Origin of the sequence: Mycoplasmopsis mustelae (genome assembly GCF_004365095.1) — a bacterium.
Taxonomy (GTDB): Bacteria; Bacillota_I; Bacilli_A; order Mycoplasmatales; family Metamycoplasmataceae; genus Mycoplasmopsis; species Mycoplasmopsis mustelae.
On sequence record NZ_SOCN01000001.1, the window covers coordinates 167,491 to 193,239 of the forward strand.

The window sequence follows — 25,749 nt, forward strand, 5'->3', positions numbered from 1 at the left end:
GGTGTTTTTATTTAAATATTCTTTTTTCATTAACAAATGTGGTATTTTTTCCACATTTTGACAATTTTATTGGATTTTTAACTTTTTTTATGTTATTTTAAAATGTTTGGAGTATGATAAGAGTAAGAATATATTTAAAAGATATTATTTAAATTAAAACAAAATAATAAACTATAAATATATCAAAAATATTGAAGGAGATTAGATGAAAAAATTCGCAAGAACCGTCTTAGGAGATATCGATCCAGTTGAATTAGGTGTTGTAGATTGCCATGATCACTTAATTAAAAATTATGGACCTGAAGCACACGAACATCCAGATTTTGTTATGTTATCAATCGATGCGGCATTAAAAGAAATGGATGAATATATTGCAAAAGGTGGTAAAACTATGGTTACTATGGATCCACCTAATGTTGGTAGGGATGTTCATAGAATGTTAGAGATTGCAGAAAAACTTAAAGGCAAAGCTCATATTATTATGGCTACCGGTTTTCATAAAGCTGCTTTTTATGACAAAGGTGCTTCGTGATTGGCTTTGGCACCAATCGATGACATTGTTGAAATGGTTAAGGCCGAAATTGAAGTCGGAATGGATGAACTAAATTATAGTGGTCCAGTTGTAAAAAGATCAAAATCAAAAGCCGGAATCATTAAGGCCGGAACCGGTTATGCAGCAATTGATAGATTGGAATTAAAATCACTTGAAGTTGCTGCGCGCTCAAGTATTGAAACAGGGGCACCAATTTTAGTGCACACTCAACTTGGAACAATGGCTTATGAAGCTGCACAACATTTAATTGACTTTGGAGCAAATCCTAAAAAAATTCAATTATCACATTTAAATAAAAACCCAGATAAATACTACTATGAAAAAATAATTAAAGAACTTGGAGTATCTTTGTGTTTTGATGGACCTGATAGAGTTAAATACTATAGCGATGCAACTTTAGCTGAAAATATTAAATATTTAGTAGATAAAGGATTGCAAAAACACATTACCTTATCTTTAGATGCAGGTAGAATTTTATATCAAAGACACTATGGTCTAGAAAAAGGAAAACAAACTTTTGGGTTAGGTTATTTATTTGATAGATTTCTCCCATTACTTAAACAAGTAGGAGTTAGCCAAGAAGCTATTGACGATATGTTAATAAATAATCCAAGAGAAATCTTAACATTTGATGAACCAAGAAAATTTGATTTATCAAAAGTAAACCCAAGAGTGTTAGAATTAAAAAAACTTTTAAAAGTTAAATAAAATTTTCGGAAGGAATGATGATTAAAAAACTTAACAAAAAGAAGAAGATTGGTTTAATCATCGGGTGAAGCATATTTGCAGTAATTAACATAACCATTATTTTGGTGACAATGTTAGTAAAAACTGCATTTCCAAGCCCAATTATTAAAGGTGATGGCACTATAACCAAATTAATTACTCCATGAACTAACGAAGCCGCAAAAGATGCTTTCTTGTTCTTATTTAATAAAGTTTATATGGATAACTTCTTCAAAGTACCCGCCCTATTACTTGGTTCACTAACTTTTGTTGGTTATCTAGTTATGGGTCGCGGTCTTAGACAATCTTTTATCGGAATGCTTAAAACCATTATTGGTTACTTATTATTAGCTATAGGATCTGGTGCTTTGATTTCGTTAGCAAAACCTGTTTTTGATACAATTAGTCATGCAGGTGGCGACAGTATCAAAGTGGTACCATTAGATCCTTACTTTGCCTTATCAAGTGCTAATACTTTCTTTGAATCGGCATTCGGTGACAATAATTATGTATCATTAATTTCATTCACATTCATCTTTGCATACGCAATCAACATTATAATGGTTGCACTCAAAAGATGAACTAACACAAATAGTTTAATGATCACAGGACACGTTATGTTACAACAAAGTGCCGTTGTAACCACAATCTTATACATTATTTTATTTGGTAATTTACAAATTTTCACCGGGTCAATCCCAATTGGTCACCAAGTTGGTTTAGTAGTTATGTCTGGTATTATTCTCGGAATTTACTGAGCTACTGCTTCAACCGCAACCACCAAAGGAACTAACGCAGTTACACAAAATGCAGGATTTTCTATCGGACACCAACAAATGTTAGCAATCGCCGCTACATATAAATTAGGTAGATTCTTTGGTAAAAAAGAAGATTCAGCAGAAAATAAAAAATTACCATCTTATCTCAAAATTTTTGAAGACAACATCTTCACTCAAACTATTATTATCTTTGCTTTATTCTTAGTATTATTCATTGTTGTTTTATCAACTGCACCATTACCACACATCGTTGATGCTAACAATCATTCTGTATCAGCAGCTGCTGTAAATACTAAATTAGTAGATGGAGCAATTATTAATAAAACATGAACAAGTTTTACAACCGGATTCGGTCAATGAAATAAAGCGTTTGGTGGAGCTAACTTTGCCGTAAACATCCTTGGTGGATCATTACAAATTGTTGCCGCTTTAATGGCAATTATTACCGGAGTTAGAATGTTCATTACCGAACTTCAACAATCATTCCATGGAATTAGTGAAAAAATTATTCCTGGTGCCGTTGTTGCAGTCGACGTTGCTGCTGTGTATGGATTCTCAATTAACTCGGTAACATTCGGATTTGTTTCAGGGGTTATCGGTCAATTTATTGGAGTAGGTATTGTGATAGGTTTATCACAAATCCCTAACCAACAAGTTATTTCAATCGCTATTCCATTATTTATTACTTTATTCTTTAATTCAGGATCACTAGGAGTATACGCAAATGCAAGCGGTGGATGAAAAGCTGCGATCTTATTACCTGGAATTATAGGATTTTTAGAAATTTTAATTGTTTCTTTTGCTACAAAAGCTGTTACAAATGAAACATTACAAATTGCTCATGATGCAGCAAAACACGGTTCAACCGCAGATTTAACTAAATTCGTTTCTCCGGTTGCTACCGGATACATTGGAATGGCGGACTGAAACTTATTCTTTGGTTTATTAATGTGAATTTCTACATCTGATATAATTGCTGCTTGAATATTTGTATGAGTTGCAATTATCGGATTACTATTTATGGGACAAATCGTAGATAATGGATCACAAACCAAATCAACATTTTTACAAAAAGCATTTAAACTAAAACCAAACTTAGTTAACGCTAATTAAACAAATAAAAGGTTAGCAATAACGCTAATCTTTTTAAAATCAATTTTATTATTTATTAGGAGAAAATCATGGATAAAAAATTAAAAATCATCGCTGCTTGTGGAAACGGAATGGGAACAAGTATGCTAATTAAATTAGCCGTCCAAAATATTATGAAAGAACTTGGCATTGAAGCCGAAGTTGATGCACTTTCAATGGGTCAATCAACCGGTATGACAAATTCAGTAGATATCATTATTTCTTCAAAACACTTATCAGATCAATTTAATCATAATCAAAAAGCAAAAATTGTTGGAGTAACCAACTTAATGGATAAAAACGAAATCAAACAAGCACTAAAAGAAGCGCTAGGTTTATAATTATGGAAACAATTAACTTAGTAAAAATTTTAAAAAAGTATGACACTGTAAATGTCGGATTAGAAGCTAAAGATTGAAAAGAAGCAGTTTATTTATCAGTTAAACCTTTAATTGATAAAAACTTAGTTGAAGCTAGATATTACGACGCAATTATTGAAAATACACATAAATATGGACCTTATTATTTGATTGCCGATAACTTAGCAATGCCGCATGCCCAAAGTGAAGCTGGTGTTTTAAAAAATTCATTTTCATTAGTTACTTTAACAAAGCCGGTCTTCTTTGAAAATGATGAACGACCAGTTCGTGTTTTAATCACACTAGCGGCAACTAGTGCCGAAGTACACACTTCAGAAGCATTACCACAAATTGTAAAAATTTTTGGCGACCCCACTAATATTGAAACTATTATGAAGGCAGAAACTAAACAAGAAGTATTTGATTTAATCACAAAAACAGATCAAGAAAGCACATCATTTTAGAGAGAGGAGATTATGGCTTTACCTTTATTACAAATTGCATTGGATAATTTGAGTATTGAAGATGCGATTAATTCCGCAAAAAAAGCATCAAAATATATCGATGTAATTGAAGTAGGAACTATTTTATTAGCATCAGAAGGAAAAAAAGCAATTACCGAATTAAAAAAGACATTTCCAGATAAAATTATCGTGGCCGATGGTAAAATTGCCGATGCTGGTAAAGTTTTCGGAAAAATGTTCTTTGAAAACGGAGCTGACTTTATTACCACAATTTGTGCCGCCGAAACAGCTACAATGGCTGATTTAGTTCAATTTGCTAAAACTTACGGACCAAATAAAGAAATTCAAGTAGAAATGACTAATAACTTTAGTTGACAACAAGTACAAGAATGAAAACAAGCCGGAGTTCCACAAGTAGTTTGGCACCGTGCTCGCGACGCACAAGCGGCAGGAGTTAAGTGAGGGCAAAAAGATATTGATACTGTTGCAAAACTGGCTAAGATGGGATTTAAAGTTACCGTAACCGGTGGAGTAGAGATAGAAGATATCAAATTATTTAAAGATATTCCTATTTTTATTTTCATTGCCGGCAGATCAATTCGTGACGCTAAGAACCCGGAAATGGCTGCAAAGGAATTTAAAGATGAATTCAAAAAATACTGAAAATAAAGCAAGATTTTTAGGTATTTATGAAAAGGCAATCAACAATAAATTTGATTGAGCCACAAAAATTAACATTGCAAAAGCGGCTGGTTTTGATTTTATTGAATTTAGTATCGACGAATCAGACTTTCGTTTAGAACGCTTAGATTGATCCAATACCCAAATTAACGAACTACGAGAATTATTAATAAAAAAAGATTTTTATTTTAACTCAATGTGTCTAAGTGCACATCGTCGTTATCCATTTGGCTCAAAAGATCCAAAAATACGCGCTAAAGCCTTGGAAATAATGCAAAAAGCGTTAATTTTAGCCAAAAAACTTGGAATACGAACTATTCAATTAGCAGCTTATGATGTCTATTACGAAAAATCAAATGAAACCACTAAAGCAAACTTTGTTAAAGGAATGCAATTAGCAGCCAAATTAGCACAAAAATATAGCATTACCTTAGCTTTTGAAACTATGGATACACCTTTTGCCGGAACCATAAGTAAATGTTTATCATTTTTAAAACAAATTAATTCACCATTATTTTATATTTATCCAGACTTAGGAAACCTAAATCAATTTACACCAGATATTGAAAACGAGATCTTTTTAGGAAAAGATAAAATCATAGCCTTTCACTTTAAAGATACCTTACCAAATAAATTCAAAGAAGTACCTTGAGGTAAAGGAAGTGTAAATTTTGTTAGATCTTTAAAGGCAATTAAGAAAAACGATTTAAATGTCCCAATTTTAATTGAAATGTGATCTAAAAACCAACCCAACGAAACTATTGATGAAAACATCGCACTATTAAAACAAGCTAAAGAATTTTATCACACACAATGAAAGCGAGCTAAAGGTGAATAAAGAAGAAATTCAAAAACTCAAACAAGATGTATATGAAGCTAACATGCTTTTATATAAATACAAATTAGCAATTCATACATGAGGAAATGTTTCAGGGATTACCAAAGACCGTAAATTAATGGTAATTAAACCTTCAGGTGTAAATTATGAAACTATGACCGTTGACGATATGGTGGTCGTGGATATGGATAATAATGTCATCGATTCAAAATTAAATCCGTCTAGTGACACCCCAACACATACCTTACTTTACAAAGCAAATCCCAACATCCAAGGAATTGTACATACCCACTCACCATACGCGGTTGGTTTTGCACAAGCCGGAAAAGAAATCAAGTGTTTTGGAACTACTCATGCAGATAATTTTTATGGTTCAGTGCCTTGCACTCGTGAACTAACTGACGAAGAAATCAACGGTGCTTATGAACACAATACCGGGTTGGTTATCATCGAACATTATCAAAAAAACAATCTCAGCTTTGAATCTACCAGTGCAACTTTGGTTAAAGAACACGGACCATTTGTTTGATCAATCAAAAATCCAAAAGATGCAGTTAATTTAGCCTTAACCTTAGAAGAAGTTGCTAAAATGGCAATTAATACCTTAATTATCGATCCAAATAAACAACAAGCCAATAAAACTCTACAAAACAAACATCACTTTAGAAAACACGGACCAAACGCTTACTATGGACAAACTAAAAAATAGTGATTTTGATTATTTATTTTTTGATTTAGACGGAACATTATTAGATTCTCAAAAAAATATTTCACACAGTTCAATAGAAATTCTTCAAAAAATGCACAAACAAGGAAAAAAATATTCTATTGTTACTGGAAGGCCACATTATTTGGCCAAACAAGAATTTTTTGATTTAAATTGTGACTTCCCTGCTATTTGTTGTAATGGTTCATTAATTTATGATTTTAAAAATAATAAAATCGTTTATAAAAATCCTATTACAAAAAAAGCAGCTAAAGAAGTTTTTGATGCGTTAATCGCTAGCAAAGTAGTATTTTTAATTTATACTTGCGAACAAATTTATGGTTTTCATCAAAACCATCAAAAACCCGACTGATTTATATGATTAGAAAGTACCATCACAAAACGCGATAAAGAAAACCAATTTAACTTTGACTGATTTGATTTAAACAACCAAAAACATCAATTTAACCCAGACAAACACGACATACTAAAATTTTTAGTAATTAAGCGTGATACAGCTATAGAAAGCATTAATATTTCAGAATCTAAGGTGCAAAAAATCTCAGACATTTATATTATTAACTCACAAGTACATGTTTATGACATCATGCCTTTAAATAATTCAAAAGGTAGAAGTTTACAATTATTAGCTCAAAAATATCATATCAATTTAGATCGTTCGCTTGTTTTTGGCGATGAAGATAACGACATTTCAATGTTTCAGTCTGCTAAATTTTCAATAGTGATGGGTCAAGCAAAACCAGAAGTAAAGAAATTTGCCACATTTATAACCGATGATAACGATTCGGATGGCATCTATAAATTTTTATCTCAAATAAACACCAATGAAAAACGTTAAAAATGTTAAAGTAAACCAGATGGATAATGGTTTTTGATTAGTTCCTTCGTTTCTTAAGATTTTTTCTCCAAAATCAAGAAATGTTGCTTTAAAACACTCCTTTACATTAGTTGATTTAATCGAAAAGAATGATTTACAAGATTTAAATATTATTTTCTCCTTCAATGGTGATACCAAATTTCAACATTTTAATAATTTATTAAAATACCGAAATTATGATTTTCAATTACAATTAAATCAATTATCTAAACTCGGCGAGCATGACTTTTTTGATTGAGAAGTAGTAGAAAACCTCATTATTCGCTTTAACTTTAAAACCATAAAAACACTATACTCGGGATATACATTTTTCTTTACACCCAAATACTTTGAATACTACTATCAAAAAAACAAACGCAACGAAGAAAAATTGATAGTTCAATGAACCAAATTCGGTCTTGAAATTATTAGTAAATAAAAAAGTTGTTCGGTAGCAATACCAACAACTTTTTTAAAATAATCAAGCATGAATTCTCTTAGGCATTGTGCGCGTACTAATATAGCTTTTATAATAAGCATTATTAAAGATAATTCCTAGAAACATAAAATAAACATATCAGTTGACAAAGAAGCCAATACTAAAGAAAAACCCGACCGCCGCCCCATATTTGGAATAAGAAAAGAGTTTATTTAAATATGTATAAATGATGACCAATAATACTGTAGGAGTAGTTGAAATAATCATTCCGCGATAAATTGAATTAAAATTCAATTTAAATGATGGGGTTAGTTTAAATAAAAATAAAAAGGTTAGTACAAAAAAGATTATAGTAAATAAAATATATAAAAAATCATTAAAAGCCGAGTCGATCAAACTATGGCTTATAAAAACTCTGGCCTGCACAAAAATATGAATAGTTGAAAGTCCTCACAAAATCACCGAAACCACAATAACCAAAAACAAACCTTTAACCTTATTCCCCCAATATGTTCCAATTCTTTCATGCGAATAAATCACATTAAACGAAGTAATTAATTTTCCATATCCGCCTGCAGCAATATATAACGAAGGAATAGCTACAAATGACCCTGGAATCAATGAATATAATTTGTTTAAAGTAGAATTAACAATCACATTATTTTGTGGACTAAAATATAAATCGCTGCCCGGAATAAACTTATTGAAAATGGTTATATTAAACAAACTTTGAAATACACTTTCGCTAGCATTTCCATTAGCAACTGCATTTTGATAAAATGGAGAAACATAATTTGTAAATGCATGAATGTTATCATTTATAGAAATATTTAAAAAATTAACAATATAAATGACTGAAACAAAGGAAATTAGCATATAAAAAGCTGTTGAAAGTCATACAAAATTATAATCATTTGCTCAAAATTTTTCAAAAACATTTAAAACAACTTTTTTACGTTTGGCTTTTTGGGATTGACTGCTTGCGCGTATTAAAAAATGAGCGAAAATACTAATTATTCCTAAAATAATTTTTTCATATAATTTAGTAAAAAACACAAAAGTACTATATTGAATGATATTTAAATAATATTTTTTATAAATACTCTTCGGTACTCGCATTTTTAACATTTTTTTATATGTTAAGGTTTTATTTTTTAAATTTTTCATCTAAAACTCTCGTTGCAATTTGGTTTGATATACTTGGATTAACCTGTCCGTTAGTTTGTTTCATCAAATTACCTAATACAAACTTCAACACTCTTTCTGGACGATTCAAATATTCAGCTACTAATGTTTGATTTTTATCAATAATTTCAATTAATAAATTAGTTATCATTTCAACGTCGGTAATTTGTTTTAGATGATACTCATCAAGCAATGTATCAATATCACCATTAAAATCAACTAAAAGCGGAATTAATTTCTTAAGCGATTTACTCGAAATAACTTCAGCATCTAAAAGTTGCATTGCTTGTGCAATATAAGTTGCTTTAATGCCTAAATTATAAGCCAAAACACCTTTTGAATTAGCTAACGAAACCACTTCAGCAAAAAACACCTTTGATAGTTGTTCTAAATTTTCATATGGAATTGAATCAAAATATTTTGCCAATTCAATATCATCTAATAAACTGTTAATATAAATATTTTGAATTTTGGCTGCTTCATAACGTTGTTTGCGTTCTAATGGTAACTCTTTTAATACTACCGAATCAACGAAAGCATCAGAGAGTTGAATAAAAGGAATATTGGGTTCCGGAAAATAACGATAATCCACCACTCCAGTTTTGGTTCGCATCACAACATTACTATTACTTTGATCATCAAAGCGTTTGGTTTGTTGTAAAATTGTTTCGCCTTTTAAAATTTTTTGAGTTTGCAATTTTATTTCGTATTCAATTGCTCTTCTAATATTAGATAAGGAGTTCATATTTTTAATCTCTACTTTTGTTCCAAGGTAATCAACACCATATGGTCTAAGTGAAATATTAATATCCGCTCTTAATGAACCTTTTTCTAATCTTCCTTCTGAAATTTCGAGTGATTGCACCGTTTTTTTAATCATATCTACATATGCGGCTGCCTCATTTGCGTTTTTTATCACTGGATAAGTTACTATTTCAATTAATGGAACTCCGGCACGGTTGTAATCAATTTGTGTGATATCTCCATTATGATGTTGACGTGCAGTATCTTCTTCTAGATGAATCCGTTCAATAGCAATGTCTTGAAATCCGTTTTCTGTTTGAATGGTTAACTTTCCGTTCGAACCAATTGGATGATAAAACTGCGTAATTTGATAACCTTTAGGTAAGTCAGGATAAAAATAGTTTTTGCGATCAAAGCGTAGTTGTTTATCAATGTGCATATTTAGTGCCTTTGCTAAGGCTATAGCATATTTAACGGCTTGTTTATTGACTTGTGGTAAGGTTCCTGGATATCCTAAATCAATTTGATTTGCACAAGTATTGGCGGGTGCATCAAAATCAATTGGCATCGCTGAAAATATTTTGGTTTTTGTTTTTAATTCTACGTGTATTTCAATTCCGATAATAACTTCAAAATTATTCACAACCACCCCCGATCAATTCTTCTAAATATTCAGCATATGCTAATAATTTAGCATCTTGGTAAATTTCGGTTTCTAAAGTTAGTGAAAATGGTAAATTTTGATATTTAGCCAAGGGTAATGTAAGTGATGGATTTCCAACTAAATTAGCTGCAGTTAAAATATAATCCATTACTCCATATTTTTTATTGCTTTTTAGTAATGGAGCAATTGAAGGTGCTGCAGCAAATAACACTAAATCAGCTTGTTGTTGTAAATGAGTCAAGTAGTCCTTAATCACACGTCTAACTTTTTGTGCTTTAAAAAACATTTCTTCAATATTCTCTGCATACAAGAAATAACTTCCTAACGATAGACGTTCTTGTACCATTCTTCCAAATTTTTGTGATCTAGTCTCACGAATTAATTCTTCTCAATGAGAAGCACCAACCCTACTACCAAAACCAACACCCGTTAGGTTCGCTAAATTTGAACTAGCCTCAGAAAATGAAATTATTTCATAGGCAGGTTTAATACAATTCAAGATATCTAAATTTGGTCTGACTTTGTGAACTGTAATATTTTCTGCTAATAATTTTGCTTCTAATTTTTGCATTGCTTCAGTAACATAATTTTCACATAAATCATCAAAATCTAAAATTAAAACACTTTCTGGTTTTTGTTTTTGAATATTTTGAATTGCAATTTCTTTTGATGTCATGTCCTTATTATCTTTACCAAACATTGCTTGTGAAGCTAAAATTATATCGTTGACATAGTGAGAGAAATATGCAACAGTGTCTAATGAAGAAGCGTATGCAAAAAGACCATAACGACTAATTGCTCCATATGATGGTTTAAAACCTACTACTCCGTTATAACTAGCAGGAAGTCTAACACTATCTCCGGTATCGCTACCTAAAGCAATCGAAATATCTTTAGTAAAGGTAGCAACCGAACCAGATGATGAACCTCCAACAAGGCGGTTTGAATCTATGGGATTGGCAATTAAACCATATGCACTATAAGTTCCAGTTCCGCCTAAGGCTAACTCATCTAAATGTACTTTGGCAACCGGATGCGCTCCTGCTTGTAATAATTTTTCAACAGCAGTAGCATTGTAACCTGGTTTAAAATTTTCTAATATTAAACTTGAAGCACTAGTTATATCATTTTTAGTTGCATAATTATCTTTAATAGTTAAAACAGCGCCAGATAAAATTTGATTTTTAACATATGCATCTGGATTGTAATCTAACATATGTGCAACTGCGTTATTTGCATCGTTTTTTAAACAATAATAGGCTTTTTCATAATTTCCTTTGTTTTTTAATTGACGCATTATTTCACCACCTTTGTTATTGTCACAAATTCCAAATCAGCACTAGGAGCATTTAATAAAATTTGTTTTCGTTCTATTCGATCTTCAGTTAGATATTCATCTTCTCTAAGAAAATCAGTATAAAAGGTTTCATCGATGTGACTCATTGGTTTGACGTTGCTTAAATCTAAGTTATCAAAAAACTTAATTTTTGCTTCTAGTTCATGTCAGTTTTCAATTATTTCATCTATAACTTGCTCGGTCGGTTCAAACATTAATGTTTTGACGATATCATAAAGCTTATCCTTTGTTATAGTCATTTTTACTCCTATAATTTTGGTTTTGAATAAAATTCAAAACCATTTAAATAACTTAAATTTCCTGTTAATGAATCGATTTTTAAATAATATGAATGTAACATTAATCTATTTGCTCTTTTTCCACCATATTTGATATCACCATAAATAGGTTTACCAAGGTATTTTAGACTTAAACGGATTTGATGCTTACGTCCTGTTTTAATTTCTGCAATTTGTTTATTACCATCTAAATAAAAAATCGTCTTTGCATATTTATAACCATTTTTTGCTTTTGGTGATGTCTTTATTTTTCCGTCGGATTGTTTATAAAAATATAATTCTAATTCTAAATACGGGAGATTAAAGTCACTTTTAAATAAGTATCTTTTAATAAAATGATGATTATTTTCATTAAAAGCAACCAATGTGGCATAATTTTTAGCATAAACAATTAAGCCACTTGTTTCCTTATCCAATCTACCAATATGACTAGGTTTAAAACTGTCTATATTTTGATAATTTAGATATGAAAGTATTTGATTATCTAAGCAATTAGTTTCGCTATGTACTACTACACCTGATTTTTTATCTATTATTAAAATATTATTATCTTCATAAATTATTTTGAAATCATAAGAAATCTTTTGAAATGTTTCAGGTTTTTTTAGGTCATTGACACCATAAATTACTATAGAATCACCTAAATTAACAACTTGATCTTTCGTTACTTTTCTATTTTGATTAACTTTGATATCTTTTTTACGAAAAAGTTTTTCTATCCTACTAAGTGGAAGATTATTTAGATACTTGCATAATAATTTATATAAAGTTCTTCCAGCATCATTTTCAGTTGCAATAATTTCGTACATTTTACTCCTAATTTAATTATTAAATTATACATTAATATTTTTAGCACTGCTATCGATAAACATTGAAAAAAACAAAAGCACGTCATTATCACGCACCTTTGTTTTTTTGGTTCACAAATTCTTGGTATAAATCTTCTCAAATTTCATTCCCTTGATTTACTTCAATAAAATGATGTCCTCAAATAATAAAGTAAAATAAGTATATTTGAATTTTCTTAATTAAGGTTAAATAATTCATTTTTGAATAGTTCAACATAACGCCAAATTTTTTATTAACTGAAAAATCAATACAAAGCTTTATGTTAGCATCTCTATTTTCGGAATATTCTTTATCAAAGAAATAATCAGTATCATCAAAAATAAAATGCTTTAAATAACTGCGAAAAATTTTTTTATATTTTATATATTTATAGAAAAATATAAAAGAAATTAATAAAATCATTAATATAAATAGACCTCATAAAATAAAAAACGAAATATGAATACTATATTTTATCTTAAAAAATAAACCAATACCTAAAATTATTATTAAAATGTTACCAATAACTAAATTAATTATAAAATTAGTTAAATAACTATTTACAAAAGCGGACGCCCCTCTCTTAAAATAACTATGAACTTTTAATTCTTTATTGTGATAAATCAAAATATCTCATTTTTTAAAAAGTATTTTGGTTATATTGACTTTAGTGAACATATTAGAAGAGAAATGAGCAATAAAGGCAGTCAAAATAATTAAAATAGTAACAAAAATTATTATAAATATTAAATCATTCATGTTCGCTCACTTTATTTATTAAAGAAATTTGCTAAATCTTGATAAAGACCTCGATAATATCTGTCATATACATTTGATTTGTTTAAATGCATATTAGCTATAAAAAAGAAATAAATATAATAGCATTTTTGCTCGTCCTTAAATCTTTTTTTAAGTTTTTTCACATTAAAAATATAGATTAAATATTTAAAACTGATCTGGAATGGAACTATATAATTAATAGGTTGAAACCCGTTATTTATATACTTTTTATCAAATACTTCAACATTATCATCAAAACCTTTTTCTAATATTAAATTTTCTTGTTTTTTGATAGCTTTATTTACGTTGCGATGTGCTAGAATCATTGAATCGATATTAATAAAATATCTTAAAAGAAGAATAACAAAGAATATTATAGAACCCAAAAAAGCAGAATATGAAATTGAATTAGCATTAGTATCCTCTAAAGTTAAAGCAGAAATTGCTATATATCCAACAGCGAATATAAGAAAAATAATTATATAAAAAACTAAAATCATAATTCTCTTTGATTTTATCTTAAGATATTCATCTTTTAAGTAGTAAAATCCTTTGACAAAATTACTGTGATATTTTTGTGGATTAATTTCTATTTGTCTAATATATGTTGTTTCAAATAAAAAATTAAAAAGGTTTCCGTTCGTAGTTTTTCATTTTAAAAAAGATAGAATGTAGCGAAATGTAATACCAAAAACCAAGAAAAAAATTAATAATTTTCAAAAGATTGAATCCATTTTAACCTAAATTATCCCACTTTATTTTATTAGGTAATTTTCTTATATATCAATCATTAATTCTAGGATTAAAAACCTTTGTTAAACCTATTTTATGTAATTGCTGTTTTGTTTTAGTTAAAAGTTGTTTTTTAAATAAGACTTTTTTTAATCTTCTGACAAAACTTGAAATTTTTGAAAATCTACCTAGTGCTTCTTTTAAATTAACATGAATAACTTCTTTGAATTTTTCTCACACTAGATAGAACTTTGAATCAACTTCTTTATACCCTCGAGGTTCATGTGTTTGTACGACTACATTTGCTAAACCAACCACTCCATCAATTGGTTCGCCTAATTTAAATAATAAATTTTTCATATTTTATCTTTCGTTATTTTTAAAATGATTTTTTTATCAAAGTTATTTAATTTTTAATTCAGTAACTTTATTTTTAATTTAAACTTTTATATAAAAATTTTGTAACTTTAACTTTCTCTATTAATGTTTTTAAAACTATTTTTCAATCAATTCATTTCATTTATTTACAAAGCTCTGGTATAAATTTTCATAAATTAATGATCCTTGGTTAATCTCATTAAAATGATATCCATAAATCAAAAAATATCATATTTGAAATCTTTTTAAATCACTTACATAAAACAAAATCCTACAATAGCTAATAAGTATTTTGTAGTTTAAACTAATTCTTTTTTTTAATACCCAATGTCACATCAAATAAATTCATTTCACTAAAGTTTTTTACAACTTGATATTCTTTATCAAAGTGAAAACCATTATTATCAAAGTTTAAATAATTTATCTTTAATTTTCATTGCTTCTTTTTATCAAAATACTGAAATAAATTTATAAAAACCATAATTAAGCTTAATAAAATCAAAATATATAGTGAAATAAGATAATAATTTGTTGTAACCGGAAACTTTGTAGTTTTTAAATCTATAACAATATATAGTATTGATATCAAAATAATTATAAAATCAAATAATGCAATCCTTAAAAATGCTTTAATTACTAAAATTCCACCCTGCTTATATATGTTATTTATAGTTATTCCTCTAAGAGTTGTTAATATAAACAATCTTTTTAATGCTATATTAACTTTTGTTTTTAATCAACTATAAAGGCCCATCAACATTAGTCAAAAATAATAAAAAATTGTGCTATACAATATTACAATAAACACTTGTGCATCCATACGTTCCTTAATATTTTAATTATAAAAATTTGCATAATCTGCATATAGGCCTTTGTAATATAAATAATATGAATCACTATGCACAAAATGCATATTAGCGACAAAAAAGTAGTAGACTAAATATGCATCATTATTTTGATTAAATATTTTCTTAAAATGATATGTATTGAGTATTTCTGTGTTTTGATGCATAGAATTGGTTGGTATAGGTATATAGTTAATTGGTTTTAATGAATTATTTTTATATATTGCATCAAAAACCTCTACATCCGCACTAACCATAATGCTTTTAATTTTTAAGTCAAAATAATTAAGCATTATTTTTAAATATTTAGATTTAGATGACATATATCATACTAGATAAGCAAAATATGTTAGTATCAAACAGCAAATAAGTGTTCCTGCGGTACCTAACTTATAGTTTCATAATTCTCGCTCATTAACAAAAATAAACATAAAGATTTCTGCTAAAATAACTGATAGATTAGATGCATGAAAACTCCAATTTAATATACTTCTTTCTTTAATTTTTATAGAGGCATATTTTTTAAATGTTAGATAGCCATCAATAAATTTTTGATTATAGGTCTTTAAATTTAATTGTTTATCTCTTTGATAGACATCATACGCAATTCAATGAATTATAAAAAACTTTGTATTAAAAATTGTGATGTAAATAATAAGTAAAAAAGTTGTTATTACCGGTAAAACAAACATAAAAATAGTCATACTAGCCTAAATTATCCTTTTTGGTATGATTAGGTAATTTTCTTATGTATCATTCATTTAATTTTGGATTAAATACTTTTTTTAGTCCCAAAATATATAATTCTAAATCAGTCTTTTGTATCATTTCATCAATGGTTAATATTTCACCTGTCTTTAAATTTTTAAATACAGTATTTTTCCCACCTTTACCACCTCTTCAATAATAATCTGTTTGTGGTGTTTCGTTTATTACGACCCAACCAACTTCTCTTAATGTATCAATTTTATTTGACAAATGATTTATTTTATTAAATGTTTCTTTTTTAAATTTATTTATTTTTTATTTTTCTCCTTATTTATGTATGTTTATATATAAATAAATAGCAATAATTTATTTATAAATTGTTATTTATATTCTCTTTGACTAGCAAATAAATCAAAATCATTTGCTTCATTTTCTACACCATCGATATAGTTAAAATCATCTAATTTTGGTAAATCACGCATATTTGTAATTTTAAAATGATCATAAAATTTATTAGTTACACCATACAAAACCGGGCGTCCTGGTGTAGGTGAAATACCTACTTCTTCAATTACACCTTTTAAAAGTAAGGTATTAATAACTTGATCAGAAGCTGTTCCACGAACACGATTAATTTGACTACGGGTTATTGGTTGTTTATATGCTACAATTCCTGCTACTTCAATTGCAGCGTTAGACAAGCGATGTGGTCTAGTAATAGAGACCATTTTAGTGATATATTCTTTAACGCCTTCGCGTGTGGCTAATTTATAGACCTCGTTAAAGGATACCACCTTTAATCCACGGTCTTCTTCATTAAAACTTTTATGAAAATCCATCATAACTTTTTTAGCTTCGTGTAATGTGTTTAAACCAAAAATTTCTTTAACTTGTTCTAAAGTTAATCCCTCATCACCTTGGACGTAAAGTAAGGCTTCTAATATTTTATTTTTCATTGAAATTTACTCCTCTCTTAATAACAATTGTGTCAAATTGTTCGTTTTGTTCTATAACTAAATATTGTTGTCTAGCTAAATCTAAAACTGCGATTAAAGTGATAACAAAATGGTTTAGACTCGGTTGACTAAACACCATTTCAAACGATAGTTCTTCGTGTTCTTTTAAGAGTTTTTTTATAAATGGAAACTGATCCGACGGAGTTAAATTAAATTTTTCTAATTTAGTTTGACGTAAGTGTTGTGCATATACACGTTCAAACATTTTACGTAAAACATTAACTAATTTTACCGGGTTTGAACGTCCATCTAATTTAGAATTATCGGAATCTAAAACAAAATCATCAATATTACTTGGTTTTTTTATATAAATATCAGCACGTTGGTTTTGAAACGTTTTTAAAGCTTCACGAACTTGCTTAAATTGTTCATATTGCACTAAATCTTGTAAAAAAACTTGTTTTTCTTGTTCTATTTCTTCATTAATTTCATCTGGGCCTTGTAAAATCATTTTTGCTTTTAAATTAATTAAAGTAGTAGCCATTACCAAATAATCGCCCGCTACATCAATCTCCGCTTCTTTTAATTCACTAATAATTGAAATATATTGGGTAGCTAATTCGATTAAATTAACCTCCATAATACTAATTTTTTTACGTTTAATTAATTCGAGCAATAAATCCAATGGTCCATCAAAATCATTTAATTTAAAGTGATGCTCATAATTATAATTAAGATTGTTTATCCTGCTCATTTTCTTTGCCTACTATTTCTGAAATTTGTTGTTGTACTTTTGAAGCAATTGCTAAATGATCTTTTGTGATATTATGTTTAGCTTTATGTGGTGGTAAAAATGTAATCCTCATTGTAGTTCTGCCTTTGCGTTTTATTGAAAAGGCGTGTAAACTATTTTCAATCGCAACCGGAATAATATCCATATATGAATTTTGAACCACTTTGAAGGCGCCACCTTTAAACTCTCCAACTTCAGGTTTTTTGATACGAGTCCCTTCAGGAAAAACTAACCCAAAACGCTTTTCAACCTTTACAAAATCCACAAAGTCCTTCAAGGTATTTAAACTATTACGCACATTTTTATTATCTATAAAAAATGAATCTAAAAGTTGCATACAATTATAAATAGTTTTGCTTTTCTTTAAATCTGCTTTACCTACAAAGGTAGGAATTCTTGGTTTTTCCGAAAATTCCGGGTTGGTTTGTTCTAATGCAACAATTAAGGCAACTGCGTCTAAATATGATTTATGATTTGGTGTTAAAACTACCGAACCATTTATTGGTACATTCTCTAAACCAACAACTTCTAAATCTATGTTATAGAGTTTAATAAGTTTTTGACATATTTTTAAAATGAATTTATATCTTTGCTCTTTTGAAACCGCATCAGGTTGTTTGCGATATTTTCTCGATAAAGATCTTACTTTAAATCATCTATGAAGTCATGCAAATCCACTTAAGATAATTTTGAGATAAATTCTTATATTAATTTTTTTCATTCGACTCCTTTAAATTTATCACAAAAGCAATTAAATAATCACCCTCATGTGAAATTGAAATTTTAAAATTTTTAAAATTTCAGACGTTATTTTTTTTGTAAATATTAATTTTAGCAAAACTAAAATGACGATTATCAGCTTTAAAGATCGCTTCTTTGATCGCTCAGCTTCTAGCTAAAAAAAGTGTTTGCAAATTTTTAGGTGTTTGTTGATAAGCCAAAAATTCCTGTGGAGATAAGATTCTTTTAATAAAACTTTCTTTTTTATTTTCAAAGCTCGAAATACGTGTTAAATCCACACCTATTTGCATTTTTTTCATATGTAAATTATAATATAATTTATCTTTTTAACACGATAAAATTGCTTCATTAGCTATTTCAAAATATTAAGAAAAATTAAACTAACTTTAATTTACACAAATTAAGTTAGTTTAATTTTTTAAGCATTAAATTTTTCTAAAATATTATCTAAATTTAGTTCTGCAGTAGAATTTAAAATCAAATCTGCGCTTGAAAAATCTTCATTAGAATCATGAGTAATTGCAATTGCAAGCATCTTTGCAGACTTAATCGCTTGTAGCCCTGATGGTGCGTCCTCAATTGCAAAACATTCGTTTGTTTTTAAATCAATTCCTTCCGCTGCCTTTATAAAAATATCTGGTGCTGGTTTTCCGTTTTTAATGTCTGCAGGATTTACAATATAGTCAAAAAGATCAAATATTCCTAATTTTTTTAAAATTAAAGGTGCATTATAACTGCTTGAAGCAATCGCTAATTTTAACTCTTTCTTTTTTGCGGCGGTTAAAAATTCCATTATTGAAGGAAGTAATGAATCCTTGTTAATTTCAGTTGCTAAAAATGTTTGATACAACTCATTTTTAGCATCACAAAGTTGAATTAATTGTTCATTTGAAAGTTGTAAATTTGGTTTTTTTAATTTTAAAATTGCTTGCAGTGTTGCTAATCTTGGTAATCCACGTAATTTTTCGTTTTCTAAATAAGTATAATTAATACCTAATTCTTTTACTATTTGCTGTCAGGATTGGAAGTGTAAAACCGCGGTATCTGTAAGCACGCCGTCTAAATCGAAAATTATACCTTTAATCATATTGCACCTTAAATACTTGTGGATGTTTATTTACAGTTCGTCTTTGTCCTTGAATTCAAATAAATCCCTTGAATTTTGAATCGATGGTGCGTATACTAAAATTATCACGATTTAAAATAACCTCAAATAATGCATTTTGATATTTAAAACGATAAGTCAGTTTATTTCATTGCTTTGGCAAAATTGGGTCTAAATGTAGTGCATTATTATGTCAATCTAAACCACCAAAACCAAAAACAATCATTTGATAAATTGCAGCCAATGAACCAGCATGAATTCCGGCATCTGAGGTATGCATTTTAGGACCTAAATCTATATTAATACCATATTTGAACATATCATATGCTTTATCCAACATTTTTAGGCGCGCAGCTTCAATGCAATATGTTGCGGGCGATAAAGATGAATCATGTGTTGTGATAGGTTCATAATAATTAAAATTTGCCTTACGAATTTCTTTAGAATATAAATGAGGCAGTATGTTTAATAATAAAACAACATCAGCCTGTTTAACTAATTGACAAGATAATAATGCATTTCCTTCGGCAGTGTTAAATAACTTTTTTCCTGCATCAGCAAGCATTTGAAATGGTAAGACATCACCTTTTTTAAGACCTAAAAATTGATCATTTTCTGCAATAATTAAGTCTTTATTTGGTAGTTGTTGTTTAAGATTCTCAGAAACCTCTTTAAGTTTTGAAACATTGATTTGATATGGAATTTTTGACTTAATAATTGCTCATCAATATGGTTTTTTCTTTTTTAAAAAGTTGATATATTTTAAAGCTAAATCAATATTATACTTAGCCATCATATTAATATATGCATTATTGTCAATGTTTCCTTTATATTCATTCGGTCCCATCACATTTAAAATTTGATAACTTCCATCAGGTTGTTTTTCAGCGCGATGAGCATAAAAAATAGCGGTATCAATAATCATTTCATAACCCATTAATTCCATAAATTTTTCATCATTACTAATTTGATAGTATTGATTAACGGCATAAGCAACGTCGGCTGAAACGTGAATTTCTTGTCGACGCGAAGCAATCGGAACTTGTTGACCCGTAACAACATCAGCTTGCCCTCAATATGGACATACTTCACCATCACTAGGTCATGCCATTTCTCAAGGAAATTGTGCACCTTTTAAATTGCTTTCTTGTGGTCTTTCTTTAATTTCTTTAGCTTTTTCTCTTGCTCCTTGAATTCCTTTATAACGATATGTTAATAAATTACGTGCAATTCTTGGACGATTAAATAAATAAATTGGGTTAATAAAAAACTCGGTATCTCAATATGTATGTCCTTGATAACCTTCTCCCGAAAGTCCTTTAGCACCAACATTTAAATTGGTTGAATGACGTGGCACAAAACCGTTAAGATGAAAAATAGCAAAGTCGAATGCTAATGAATCATATTTACTTTCTGCATCCCCTTCAATTTTGACATAAAACTCTTTTCAAACACGTTGATACATTTTTTCAATTGAAGCTTGCTTTAAAGTCTCATAACTAGTTTTTAAAAGCTCTTGGTGTTTCTTATTAGCACGATCTTTAATAGCGCTTTTTGATAATAAATAGCTTTTATTATCAACGCTTGTATGCACTGACATTAATTTTTCTAATACAATTATGTCGCCTGCTTTTGCTTTAATTTTTATATTAAAACCAACATAACGTCGTTTCATTTCAATAACATAGTCATCATTTCCACCACGTAATAATTGATCATTTAAATAACATTTGGTAATTAAATTATGAATTGCTCAACGCTTTGATAAAGTGGTGCATTGCTCCATTTGTAGTGATTCAGTTGTCACGCGTGATTTTAAACCCTCGGCAAAATGTTGAGTTCCAGTATTTGTTACTTGCGCGTTAATTGCTGGTTTTAATAAAATATTTACTTCTTTGTTATCGGTAGTCTCTAACACTTTTATAGTAATGCGCTGCGCATATACATTGGCATCATCGCGCGAAACAAAACGCTCAAAACTAAAGCAGTATTTTCCGTGATTACGTTGTAATTCTATGTTACGTTTTAAAATTCCTTCACAGATATATAATGTTTTATGATAATTATCACGTTCTTTAACATCAAAAGTAATTCCGTTAATAATAATTGGTGTAGTCATTAAATCAGCTAAATTAACTAATTCTGGTGCATCGTCTTTAGTGTCTTTATTAAACATCCCATTAACAAAAAAATCTTCTTTGTTATATGCGGCACGTTCTTCGTCAGCACTTCTGATTCCCATATAGCCGTTTCCTAAAGCAAAAATACTTTCGGTTTTTGCGGTTACAGAACGGTCAAATTTAACTTGTGAAATACGCTTTTTATCTACGTCATACTTTAAAAAATCCATTATTTCCCCTTTTGGCTTTCTAAATTTTGAAATAATAAAATTGATTCATAAGGTCTAAAAAAGTTCTTAACAATCTTTTGATCTTGATATGTTGATAAAATTTGATCTCCTAATTCAATTTTTTCAACAATTTGATGTTTTGTTATATTTAAATATGCAATAAGTTTACTATTTTGATATTGTCTAGTAATTTTAATTAAACCATTTTTAGTAAGTGTGATTTCAGATGTTCCTAAAACCAATAAATTACGATAATTTTCTTTGCGCATTTGAATTAGTTTTTGATAAAAATAAAAAATAGAATTCGAATCTTTTAATGCTGCTGTTACGTTAATTTCAGGATTTCTACCTAGATTAATTCATGGTTTATAACCTGCATTAAATCCAGAATTAGTTGAATTATCTCATTGCATTAAACAACGACCAGAATCACGCGAATTGATATTAAGATATTTTAAAAATTCAGATTCACTATAGATTTTTTGTTTATCAACTAGATCGATAAAACCATTTTGAATATCACAATCTCTAAATTCACTACGATGCTTGAAATGTGTATTTAATAAACCGATTTCTTCACCATAATAAATACATGGAATTCCTTTTAATGTCATCAACATTAACGCGTGAGTTTTTGCTGCTTCGTTATGAAAAATCCCCTCATCACCCCAACGTGAAATGCTACGTGAAGTATCATGGTTTGATAAAAAGTTTGTAAACATTTCAGTTGTAATTAAATTATTATGTTGAAATGGTTGTTGTTGATATACAAATTGTTTATAATCTCAGTTTGCATCGTAACCATTTCTGCCGGTTTGACCACTTCAGCCGATTCATCATCATGAAAAATTAAAATAATTTTGAGAAACTTGCCGTTCACCCTTTCCATAATATAGTAATTCATCAGCCGTTATTCCAGATGCTTCACCTAACGTATATGCATCAGGTTTATTAGCAAAAGCTTGTTTGTTAAATTCTTTTAGAAATTCTACAGAACCCTTACATCAAGCAAAATAAGGATTTGCTTCTACATTATCAAAAGTTTTTGACACATGTTTAATAGCATCCAATCTAAATCCACGAACCCCTAAATCATACCAAAAATCAATCACTTCGGCCATTGCTTTAATTGTATTTGGATGGCTTCAATTTAAATCAACTTGTTCTTTAGAAAATAAATGAAAATAATATTTTTTCACACTTGGCACATATTCTCAAGCAGATCCACCAAAAATACTTTGTGCTTTTAATTCTTGTTCATTTAATTGTTTTCTTCAAATAAAATAACTATGTTCAATGTTGTTTTCAGATTCACACGCTTTTAGAAATCACTGATGTTGATTTGAAACGTGATTTAAGACAATATCCATAATAATATCAATACCTAATTCGGTTGCTTTTGAAGACATTTCTTTGAAATCTTCTAGGGTTCCAAACTGTTTTCAAACAGATTTATAATTTAAAACATCATAACCTGCATCTACAAAATTGGTATCATAAGTTGGACATAATCAAATCGCATTAATTCCTAACTGTTTTAAATATGGAAGTTTAGCAATAATTCCTTGTAAATCTCCATCACCATCATTGTTTGCATCGTAAAATGAGCGCGGGAAGATTTGGTAAATAATTTTATCTTGTAATTTAACCATTTTTAACCTCTAATAAAACTGAGTGATGTGGTTGCAAAATTCCTTTAGTATAATTAATTTTTGAACTAAATAAAACTTTTTTATCTTTATCATAGCTAAATTCGCTATCTGAAAAATTATGAATCACTTCTACAGTTTGTTTATTTACCTTAATTTGTAAACTTAAAATTCCTCGCTTTTGATCTACTATTTGAAATTTTAAATTTTCTTTAATTGCTTGATTAGTACTTAATCTGAAAAATTCAGTTTGCTGACGAAATTTATTTAGCTTCTTAAAGAAATCAAAGACATATTTTTGCACATCTCTATTTTCTAAATGTAATCATTTTAAGCCATTTGTATAATCAGTAGTTTTATATGAATTTCAATGTCAAGCATTATTATCGGGTTGCTCATTAAAATCATCATAATTTCCAAATACGCATTTATCCGCTTCTTCGCCTGATATATCACAAGGTTTAGATTGCAATAGTTCAGTTCCGGCCAAAACAAATTGTCTTCCTTGACAAAAAACAGTCATCATTAATGCCTGGCGATACATTTCAATACGTTGTAAAAACGAAATATTCTGAGTTGTAGTATTAATTTTATCTCATAAAGTCATTCCATCATGACACGCTACATAATTGAGATTGATTGCAATGTCATTTGCAAATAGATCATAAGAAACTTTTGAATGTTTTATCTCACCAAATTCAAAATCACTAATATTACCGACAACAGAGGAAACATACTGTTTAAATAATTTTTTATCAAATTTTGAAATTAAACCGGGTTGAAACTTTGAATGCTCATCGCCTTTGATCGCATTTCGTACTGTATCGTTAAAATAACCAAAAGCAATATTATTACCAGAAATTCCCTTGATATAGCTTTGTGAATATTTTAAGTCACTAAATTTTCATGCCTCTCCATATAAAATAATGTTAGGATTAATCGCGCGCAATTCTTTTGCAATCATATCAATAGTCTCTTTATGATGAAAACATGATAAATCAAACCTAAATCCATCTATTCCAAATTCTTGTACAAAGTATTTTAGTGAATCTATCATAAGACGACGTACCATATAGCGCTCATCCGCTAGCGGCGCATAAATAACTGGTTTTATTTTTGCATTATCACGGTAGTAATATCCATCCAGGATGTTATTGAATATATTATTAGTCATCATATGGTTATAAACAACATCCATAATCACGCCAATTCCTTTTTGGTGTGCTTGTGCCACTAAATTACGAAATTCTGCAATTCTAACATATGGATCATTCGGATTGCTACTATATTGACCATTAATTGAAAAATAATTATGTGGATCATAACCTCAATTATAATTGGTTGTTCAATGCGAACCTTTATTTTTATATAAAATATTTTGATTCTGTTCGTTTAATGAAAAAACACTTTGAATTGGCAACAATTGCACATGTGAAATACCAAGTTTTTTAACATATCCAAATAGGTCGGCTTCAAGCAGAGCATTAAAGGTACCTAATTTATTTTGAAAATCTTTTTGGCTTTTTAGACTTGTAAAATCTCTTACATGTAGTTCATAAATATAGTTATCAGTATGATTATTATTTAGAGTTTGTAAGGTTTTTGGTTTTTTACCAGCTTTTTTAGAATTGATATTAACTAAAGCGCCAAAAGCAATTTTCTTTTCATCGCCCTCTCAATCAAAAGCGGCTAAAGAAATTGCATAAGGATCTAACGCAAAATTTATTTGACCGTCCGGATGTCAAATTTGATATTGATAATAATTTCCTTCTAGTTCTAATGGAAGAAAAGTTTTTCAAATGGTGTCTAATTTTTGACTATCAAAAATCTGAATTATCTTTGATGTATTATTTTTATCATAAACAAATACTCTTACCTTGTGAGCAAGTGGCTGTCATAATTTTAATTGAATACTATCACTTAAAAACTTAATTCCTAAATCAGGTTTTTTATAGGCATATTTTGTATCAAATTCTTTAAAGAAGTTAGTATTTTTATATTTAATCTTCATGCATAAAATTATAAAGACAAATGATTTCTCTTTTGTTATTTTTTTTAATTTCTTGACGTATCAAAGAACGCAAATTTTAAATATTTAAAAGT

General features: G+C 28.8%; 28 protein-coding genes. 9 read left to right on the plus strand and 19 right to left on the minus strand.

Going from position 1 to position 25,749, the window contains the following annotated elements:
• The first annotated feature begins 205 nt into the window (after nt 1–205).
• From BCF59_RS00670 to BCF59_RS00710, 9 genes are all read left to right on the plus strand, one after another.
• Nucleotides 206–1,261, plus strand: coding sequence for a phospho-furanose lactonase (locus BCF59_RS00670; RefSeq protein ID WP_134110229.1), 1,056 nt, complete (start codon nt 206–208; stop codon nt 1,259–1,261).
• Nucleotides 1,262–1,278: 17 nt separating this feature from the next.
• Complete coding sequence (locus BCF59_RS00675; RefSeq protein ID WP_134110864.1) at nt 1,279–3,171, plus strand: PTS ascorbate transporter subunit IIC; 1,893 nt, start codon at nt 1,279–1,281, stop codon at nt 3,169–3,171.
• 68 nt (nt 3,172–3,239) lie between these two features.
• The gene (locus tag BCF59_RS00680; RefSeq protein WP_134110232.1) at nt 3,240–3,530 is read left to right on the plus strand and encodes a PTS sugar transporter subunit IIB; all 291 of its coding nucleotides are present in this window, start codon (nt 3,240–3,242) and stop codon (nt 3,528–3,530) included.
• A gap of 2 nt (nt 3,531–3,532) precedes the next feature.
• A complete protein-coding gene (locus tag BCF59_RS00685; protein ID WP_208317569.1) occupies nt 3,533–4,012 on the plus strand; it encodes a PTS sugar transporter subunit IIA in 480 nt (159 codons plus the stop codon).
• A 12-nt stretch (nt 4,013–4,024) separates the two neighbouring features.
• Nucleotides 4,025–4,681, plus strand: a complete 657-nt coding sequence (locus BCF59_RS00690; protein ID WP_134110235.1) for a 3-keto-L-gulonate-6-phosphate decarboxylase UlaD — start codon at nt 4,025–4,027, stop codon at nt 4,679–4,681.
• Nucleotides 4,656–5,531, plus strand: coding sequence for an L-ribulose-5-phosphate 3-epimerase (locus BCF59_RS00695; RefSeq protein WP_134110237.1), 876 nt, complete (start codon nt 4,656–4,658; stop codon nt 5,529–5,531). Before BCF59_RS00690 ends, BCF59_RS00695 begins: the two co-directional genes overlap by 26 nt.
• Nucleotides 5,532–5,574: 43 nt before the next feature.
• The gene (araD, locus tag BCF59_RS00700; RefSeq protein ID WP_134110868.1) at nt 5,575–6,240 is read left to right on the plus strand and encodes an L-ribulose-5-phosphate 4-epimerase AraD; all 666 of its coding nucleotides are present in this window, start codon (nt 5,575–5,577) and stop codon (nt 6,238–6,240) included.
• A complete protein-coding gene (locus BCF59_RS00705; protein WP_134110240.1) occupies nt 6,221–7,096 on the plus strand; it encodes an HAD family hydrolase in 876 nt (291 codons plus the stop codon). The genes araD and BCF59_RS00705 overlap by 20 nt, the downstream gene beginning before the upstream one ends.
• A complete protein-coding gene (locus tag BCF59_RS00710; RefSeq protein ID WP_134110243.1) occupies nt 7,083–7,553 on the plus strand; it encodes an MPN499 family protein in 471 nt (156 codons plus the stop codon). Before BCF59_RS00705 ends, BCF59_RS00710 begins: the two co-directional genes overlap by 14 nt.
• A 33-nt stretch (nt 7,554–7,586) precedes the next feature.
• Here the strand turns inward: BCF59_RS00710 and BCF59_RS00715 are convergent, their stop codons facing one another.
• From BCF59_RS00715 to BCF59_RS00805, 19 genes are all read right to left on the minus strand, one after another.
• Entirely contained in the window at nt 7,587–8,720 is a 1,134-nt protein-coding gene (locus BCF59_RS00715; protein WP_134110246.1) for a YhjD/YihY/BrkB family envelope integrity protein, read from the minus strand.
• Complete coding sequence (gene gatB, locus BCF59_RS00720; RefSeq protein ID WP_134110249.1) at nt 8,701–10,125, minus strand: Asp-tRNA(Asn)/Glu-tRNA(Gln) amidotransferase subunit GatB; 1,425 nt, start codon at nt 10,123–10,125, stop codon at nt 8,701–8,703. Before gatB ends, BCF59_RS00715 begins: the two co-directional genes overlap by 20 nt.
• Nucleotides 10,118–11,443, minus strand: a complete 1,326-nt coding sequence (locus BCF59_RS00725) for an amidase family protein (protein ID WP_134110252.1) — start codon at nt 11,441–11,443, stop codon at nt 10,118–10,120. The genes gatB and BCF59_RS00725 overlap by 8 nt, the downstream gene beginning before the upstream one ends.
• Entirely contained in the window at nt 11,443–11,742 is a 300-nt protein-coding gene (locus tag BCF59_RS00730; protein WP_134110255.1) for an Asp-tRNA(Asn)/Glu-tRNA(Gln) amidotransferase subunit GatC, read from the minus strand. Before BCF59_RS00730 ends, BCF59_RS00725 begins: the two co-directional genes overlap by 1 nt.
• A gap of 8 nt (nt 11,743–11,750) precedes the next feature.
• On the minus strand, nt 11,751–12,590 hold the full coding sequence (locus tag BCF59_RS00735; RefSeq protein WP_134110257.1) for an RluA family pseudouridine synthase: 840 nt from the start codon (nt 12,588–12,590) through the stop codon (nt 11,751–11,753).
• A gap of 85 nt (nt 12,591–12,675) precedes the next feature.
• A complete protein-coding gene (locus BCF59_RS00740) occupies nt 12,676–13,236 on the minus strand; it encodes a hypothetical protein (RefSeq protein WP_166666780.1) in 561 nt (186 codons plus the stop codon).
• A gap of 143 nt (nt 13,237–13,379) precedes the next feature.
• A complete protein-coding gene (locus BCF59_RS00745; protein ID WP_134110263.1) occupies nt 13,380–14,123 on the minus strand; it encodes a hypothetical protein in 744 nt (247 codons plus the stop codon).
• A 1-nt stretch (nt 14,124) separates the two neighbouring features.
• Nucleotides 14,125–14,481 (minus strand): hypothetical protein, encoded by a 357-nt coding sequence (locus tag BCF59_RS00750; RefSeq protein WP_134110265.1) that lies wholly within the window; start codon nt 14,479–14,481, stop codon nt 14,125–14,127.
• Between the two features lie 322 nt (nt 14,482–14,803).
• The gene (locus tag BCF59_RS00755; protein WP_134110268.1) at nt 14,804–15,259 is read right to left on the minus strand and encodes a hypothetical protein; all 456 of its coding nucleotides are present in this window, start codon (nt 15,257–15,259) and stop codon (nt 14,804–14,806) included.
• 75 nt (nt 15,260–15,334) lie between these two features.
• Nucleotides 15,335–16,048 carry a hypothetical protein gene (locus BCF59_RS00760; protein WP_134110271.1) on the minus strand — a complete coding sequence of 238 codons (714 nt, stop codon included), beginning with the start codon at nt 16,046–16,048 and terminating at the stop codon, nt 15,335–15,337.
• 1 nt (nt 16,049) lies between these two features.
• Nucleotides 16,050–16,322, minus strand: a complete 273-nt coding sequence (locus tag BCF59_RS00765) for a hypothetical protein (RefSeq protein WP_134110275.1) — start codon at nt 16,320–16,322, stop codon at nt 16,050–16,052.
• 110 nt (nt 16,323–16,432) lie between these two features.
• Nucleotides 16,433–17,008, minus strand: a complete 576-nt coding sequence (scpB, locus tag BCF59_RS00770; RefSeq protein ID WP_134110278.1) for an SMC-Scp complex subunit ScpB — start codon at nt 17,006–17,008, stop codon at nt 16,433–16,435.
• Nucleotides 16,998–17,762, minus strand: coding sequence for a segregation/condensation protein A (locus BCF59_RS00775; RefSeq protein WP_134110280.1), 765 nt, complete (start codon nt 17,760–17,762; stop codon nt 16,998–17,000). Before BCF59_RS00775 ends, scpB begins: the two co-directional genes overlap by 11 nt.
• Nucleotides 17,740–18,522, minus strand: coding sequence for a lysophospholipid acyltransferase family protein (locus BCF59_RS00780; protein WP_134110283.1), 783 nt, complete (start codon nt 18,520–18,522; stop codon nt 17,740–17,742). The genes BCF59_RS00775 and BCF59_RS00780 overlap by 23 nt, the downstream gene beginning before the upstream one ends.
• Nucleotides 18,509–18,832, minus strand: a complete 324-nt coding sequence (locus tag BCF59_RS00785) for a holo-ACP synthase (protein ID WP_134110870.1) — start codon at nt 18,830–18,832, stop codon at nt 18,509–18,511. The genes BCF59_RS00780 and BCF59_RS00785 overlap by 14 nt, the downstream gene beginning before the upstream one ends.
• A gap of 128 nt (nt 18,833–18,960) precedes the next feature.
• Nucleotides 18,961–19,629, minus strand: coding sequence for a beta-phosphoglucomutase (pgmB, locus tag BCF59_RS00790; protein WP_134110286.1), 669 nt, complete (start codon nt 19,627–19,629; stop codon nt 18,961–18,963).
• Nucleotides 19,622–21,997, minus strand: coding sequence for a glycosyl hydrolase family 65 protein (locus BCF59_RS00795; RefSeq protein ID WP_134110288.1), 2,376 nt, complete (start codon nt 21,995–21,997; stop codon nt 19,622–19,624). Before BCF59_RS00795 ends, pgmB begins: the two co-directional genes overlap by 8 nt.
• The gene (locus BCF59_RS00800) at nt 21,997–23,655 is read right to left on the minus strand and encodes an alpha-amylase family glycosyl hydrolase (protein ID WP_134110291.1); all 1,659 of its coding nucleotides are present in this window, start codon (nt 23,653–23,655) and stop codon (nt 21,997–21,999) included. Before BCF59_RS00800 ends, BCF59_RS00795 begins: the two co-directional genes overlap by 1 nt.
• Nucleotides 23,642–25,657, minus strand: a complete 2,016-nt coding sequence (locus BCF59_RS00805; RefSeq protein WP_134110294.1) for an alpha-amylase family glycosyl hydrolase — start codon at nt 25,655–25,657, stop codon at nt 23,642–23,644. The genes BCF59_RS00800 and BCF59_RS00805 overlap by 14 nt, the downstream gene beginning before the upstream one ends.
• Nucleotides 25,658–25,749: the final 92 nt, after the last annotated feature.